This is a genomic window from Candidatus Protochlamydia sp. R18, from assembly GCF_000648255.1.
Classification (GTDB): Bacteria; Chlamydiota; Chlamydiia; order Chlamydiales; family Parachlamydiaceae; genus Protochlamydia; species Protochlamydia amoebophila.
The window spans coordinates 1-5,589 of the sequence record NZ_BASL01000656.1 but is presented as its reverse complement, the minus strand read 5'-3'; the positions used below and the strand labels follow the sequence as shown (position 1 = coordinate 5,589).

4 protein-coding genes are annotated in these 5,589 nt (G+C 30.0%); 2 read left to right on the top strand and 2 right to left on the bottom strand.

The window, feature by feature from the left end; genetic code table 11:
* Both TY19_RS03895 and TY19_RS03890 read left to right on the top strand, forming a co-directional pair.
* Positions 1-689, top strand: a 689-nt coding sequence (locus TY19_RS03895) for an alpha/beta hydrolase (RefSeq protein WP_042280409.1), incomplete at its 5' end; no start/stop codon positions are given.
* A 789-nt stretch (positions 690-1,478) separates the two neighbouring features.
* A complete protein-coding gene (locus TY19_RS03890) occupies positions 1,479-2,795 on the top strand; it encodes an alpha/beta hydrolase (RefSeq protein WP_042280407.1) in 1,317 nt (438 codons plus the stop codon).
* Between the two features lie 648 nt (positions 2,796-3,443).
* Here the strand turns inward: TY19_RS03890 and TY19_RS03885 are convergent.
* Together TY19_RS03885 and TY19_RS03880 are read right to left on the bottom strand one after the other, a co-directional pair.
* A complete protein-coding gene (locus tag TY19_RS03885; RefSeq protein ID WP_042280405.1) occupies positions 3,444-4,115 on the bottom strand; it encodes a hypothetical protein in 672 nt (223 codons plus the stop codon).
* Positions 4,112-5,497 (bottom strand): hypothetical protein, encoded by a 1,386-nt coding sequence (locus TY19_RS03880; protein ID WP_042280403.1) that lies wholly within the window; start codon positions 5,495-5,497, stop codon positions 4,112-4,114. The genes TY19_RS03885 and TY19_RS03880 overlap by 4 nt, the downstream gene beginning before the upstream one ends.
* Positions 5,498-5,589: the final 92 nt, after the last annotated feature.

Here is a 5,589-nt window from a genome sequence, read left to right as displayed (position 1 = left end):
CTGTTATTGGTTATTTATATCCTGCTTGCGCAAAATTTTACCAATATAATCAAGCAAAAGAGAATGGATTGCACGCAGCTGAAAAGCGTCTACCGGAGATATTGCATTCAATACGATCAGTAGCGGAACGCGTAGACATTGTAGCTCATAGCATGGGAACAATAGTTGCCATGCACGCGTTAAATCAAAGCATCGATCTAAAAATTGATAAACTCTTCCTTCTTGGAGGAGCACTTGAAGAAAAAAGTATTTTTGAATGTGATGGTCAAGGATGTACCACTTTGAAGCGGGCATTATCTAATGCTAAAAACATCTATGTGCTTTATTCCTGCAATGATAAAGTCCTGCCATGGCTGCATGTTATCGATTCTACGCAACCTCTTGGACGTCTCAGTGAAAATATACAGCAAAAACCTATCGCAAAAAATGTTTGCCTAATTAATACCACTTCCGTTGTGAAAGGTCACAGTGCTTATTTTCAGAGTCAAGAGGTCTTTAAATTTATATACGATGATGCACAAGGTAGCAGCCTAGTAGGTACTTCTTTCTCTCTTACTCTCGATGGATTATCCTCTTCGGAGCTTCCCATAGTCTGTTCTAAAGGGAAAAATAATACCATTTCGGGAGGATTTTCTAAAAAATTTGTTGCCTTTAAATTCGGAGGAAAAAAAGCACGTTCCAAAGATTAACACATAAAAGTAAGCTCTAAAATCAAAGCCAAATTTCAGCCGAGTGGGTGTTTTTGGCCTTCATTTTAGAGCCAATTAACTTATGTCCTATGCACAAAATGAGGAATAAAAAACGAAAAATTTTGAGCTTAAATTATTCGAGCAATACAATCCTTTAAATTCATGTTGAGCCTCAAATAAATTAAGCAACTTTATTTATTATAGGCTCTTTCAAATTCAGTAAAATAATCATTTTTTGAAAAGAAGTCATCCGTACGCACATGATTAACCCTGCAGATGTAGCAGAGAAATTAAAATTAATGCTTTGTCGCGCAATCTTATATTTTCATTTATTAGAGCATGGATGCCATAAAATAGAATATTTATGTAGTAAAATTTATTTGACAATATTGGAGGATATAACCAAATGTTTGAAACAATAATGGGTTTAATAGGACTAATTTTCGAAGATAAATTAAGCTTTCTTATAGCTTCTTACTTAATCTACTGAAAAATTTTGAAAACTTAGAGTTTATTAAGCTGAAGTATTTAGCTTATAGCCCAAACTTAAATCTTATTAAGCGGCTGGAAAAAACTATACATAAGCCAATAAGTAACAATTGCTTTTCAAATTTGATAAAAATTAATAATTTTAATTATTCATTTTTTAATGGACTTATTTTAAATATTCTATTACAATAGATTTATTATTTTATTATTGAATTGATAATGGTTTTTAAATTATCAAGTTAATACTTTCGTTTATTAGTTTGTATACAAATGCTTATAATAACAAATTAGGAGGCTTTAATGGATTATAGAAGCACTGGATCGGATTCTAATCCACTTTTTCACGTAAATGAAGTTTCGGTTGTTAATCCACTTTTTCCTTCAGTGAACTGTGAAAGTTCTGATTCTACTTCTGTTTTTCATGAACCTGATTATTTAGATTCAGATACCGAAGAAGACCATCGTATCCAAATTATGGTAGCCTCAACTGCACTGGACATACATACAAGTCCGATTTGTTTAAATATTGGAAAAAAAGTTTATTTGTTAAAAAAGGCTTCAATAAATGATGAAAATTCACAATCAAATCCTCTTGCCCATAAATACAATTATCCTTATTTAGACTCTGATTCTGACTCTGATTCTGATTCTGAACAAGATCTTTATTTGATTAGCGATCGTATGAACTTTACCGATCGCCATAAATTCTCGCCTGAGACCAAAATAATAAATGCCAGTCTTATTTCTTCTACTGCTCAAATTTACTTGGAAAAAAATATACAGGCATACAAAGATTTTAAACTTAAAAATTTTTCTAAACGTAGAATTTTAATTCTAATCCATGGTTTCACAGTAAAATATGAGGATGCGTTAAAAACATTACGAAACGTTGCCGATAAAGTTGGGGATAGATATGACGCTGTTATTGGTTATTTATATCCTGCTTGCGCAAAAGCCCGTGAATATCGTCAAGCAAAAAAGAATGGGCTACACGCTGCTGAGAAGCGTTTACCGAAGATATTGTGTTCAATACGATCAGTAGCGGAACGTGTAGACATTGTAGCTCATAGCATGGGAACAATAGTTGCCATGCACGCATTAAATCAAAAAGCCAGCCCAAAAATTGATAATCTTTTCCTTCTTGGAGGAGCACTTGAAGAAAAAAGTATTTTTGAGTGCGATGGTCAAGGATGTACCACTTTAAAACGAGCGCTATCTAATGCTAAAAAAATTTATGTGCTTTATTCCTGCAATGATAAAGTCCTGCCATGGCTGCATGTTATCAATTCTACGCAACCTCTCGGACGTCTCAGCAAAAATATACAACAAAAACCTATCGCAAAAAATGTTTGCCTAATTAATACCTCATCTGTTGTGCAAGGTCATAGTGCTTATTTTCAAAGTCATGAAGTCTTTAAATTCTTTAAGCTGATCATATATTATGATGCATACAGTGCCAGCATGGTAGGCACTTCTTTCTTCCTTACTCGCAAAGAAGTAACCTCTTCTGAACCCATAGTCTGTTCTAAAGGGATAAATAATGCCATTACGGGAGGGTTCTCTAAAAAATTTGTTGCCTTTAAATTCGGGAGAAAAAAAGCAAGTTCTAAAGATTAAGACACAAAAGTAAAAGCTCTAAGATTAAGGCCAAACTCTAGCCACATAGGTAATTTTTAACCTTCATTTTAGAGCTAACAACTTATCCTATGCACAGAATAAGGAATAAAAACGAGAAATTATGAGCTTAAATTATTGAGCAATACTGTCCTTACTAAAATAAATAGTTAGTATGATCAAAAGTTGGGTATTTTAAAGATCAAAGCAAGCGTATCTTCCGTGAAATTTTGGCTATCAAGCAAAAATTTTCGAAAAAAACGCTCTCTTGGAAAAAAACTTAGGTTTTAAGCGAAATACGATTATTTTTTGATAATGTTATTAAGAATAATCGTTTGCCCATAGTTAGTATTTTTGAAGTAGGCAAAAGAGATCTTATTTGGTCATCCCTTGTTGGACCTAAACTTCCAAACAAGTTATTCAAAATAAATAAGAGATTTTCAGTTATTTTATAAAGCTTATTATATTTTAAGCGATAAAACTTTTTATAAGTTAATTAAACTTAAATTTTTTTCTCAAAAACTTCATCACCTGAAATCCCGAACAAGTACGTTAACAAATTAAAAAAATCAACCAAATTTATAATATAAAAAACCCACTCTGTCAGTTATACGAACAAGTATCTTCTCTTGTGTGACGAAGTTTGAACTACTATCTTACATATAAACAATTAGCTTTTATCTGCTCTTTCGTTTTTGCTAATTGGTCTTTAGCTTTCTCAAAATCTTCTTCAACAATTAATTCTTCTAATTTTTTGAAATTTTTTTGTATGTCTTCTTTCAAATCTGAAGTAAAAGTTGTAGGTAGTAAATCTAAATAAGCAGGAAGGGATTTTTCAATAAAAGGATTGATTTCATTTTCAATTAAATCTTTAGCTTGAGGAGTAAGGTATGTGATCACTTCTTCGCAAGTAAATAAAAGATCTTGTATTTGCATACTTATATTTAGTAAATCTACTTCGTTTATGTTTTCTTTTTTACTATTCTCTTGCCATAGTTCATCACTCGATATGCCTTTTTGAATGCAAACTTGGGATTTTTTATTCTGATCACTAAGATAAAATTTTAACGTAGCAATTCGTTTGTCTAAGTGATTAGCAAAATCTTGTTTAATAATACAAAATTTAGGATGAGTGCTTTCTTTCATGGCTAAATTTCTATGTTCCTTTAACCATTCATAAATAAAGCTAGTTTTTAATTTTATTCTACCAATGTAACTATCAATGATGTCCAAATGATCTAAAGTGAGATCTTCTTTTTTCATTGTTTTACTCAGACTTATTAACAAATTCGTCTGAAATTGTAATCCATTAAGATTAATCATAATTTTTCCTTTATTATTTTTCTTACCTCTTCTACAAGTTCAAAAAATTCTTTAGCTATTAAAAACTTTTTTAACTCAGTAGGAAGAACTAAGATTTCTTGTAAACGAGATTCATCATTTTTATCCGGAAACATGCTTACTAATTCTAACGCAGCTTGGCTAACACCTTCATACAATGCTTTCTTTATAAAATCTTCCTTGTCTTTCGTCAAGTTTTCCATCTCTTTGGAAGTCCATTGATATTTATCTTTGAATCTACTCAATAAATTATCAAAAGTCTTACTTAATAAAGAAATCTTTTTCCCATCTCGGTCTTCAAACAATTGGATTAAATCATTTTTAATATTTTTAAGAAAAACCTTTTGAATCATAAAATCATGATCTATTAAGACAATCGGGTTACTATTTAAATTATTAAAAAAAAGAAAATAATTTCCATTATTTTGGCATTCCCAATTTAACCGATCTTTATTTTTAATAAAGGTATCTAAAAAAATCATTTTTCCTAAACAAAAAAATATATTTTTGTAATTAAACACATCTTTTAAAAAAATATTCTCCACAACATCTTTAGTTAATTGATCAAACGCAGTTCCTGGAACTTCTTTCATTACAACTATATAATCTAAATTTTCAATTTTACTTTGGAATTTTACGCTGTTTTCCGGATAAACTACTTTTGCTAATTCTTTCATTTGAGTACAAACCAAACGACCTAAAGTAGAAGTTGTCTTTAAAGCACAGTAATGAGGAGTAATAAATCCAAAAGATTGAAAAAATTTATCAGCGACTATATGCGAAGCTACTTCTTCTGCATCACAAAGCTTTATTTTAATGTCTCCGCAATCCGGTCCACCTGAAAAGCTATAAACCCCTATAGTACCCCCTCGACTCCTTGTAAAAGTAAAAGCCTCCAATAAGGTATTTCTAACTTCGATAGACATTTCTTCGTCGATTATATTTCCTTCATTATCTATTTTTCTCGACTCAATGTAATTGTTAAAATTTAAAATTGCTTCTTTATTCTCTATTTTTTTTCCTTCGATTTGAAAAAATACATTAGATAATTTCTCAACATTTCCAGACTTTTCTTCTTCTATTTTTAATTTTACTTTTTTTAAAAGCTTATTTGCTTTTTCTTCATCATCAATATTATTACTATTTTCTAATTTTTTTTGAGTAATTTTATATATTTTATTTAAAGTAATTTTTGAAAAGCATTCTTTATTTGCTGTTTCTTCATAAAGAAACTGAGCAACACTTTTTTTATTAATATATAGATTTCCTCTGCCTGTATTTTGTAATTCTAAATGTTGATTAGCAAGTGATACCCATTTGTCTAAGGAAAGAGAAGATATCTGATGATAGCTAGAAGATTCCATAATTTTCCTATTATTTTTTAATAATCATTTTATGTTATTAAAATTTATTTCTCAAAAAAAATAAATAAAAAAATAATTATACAATATAAAAT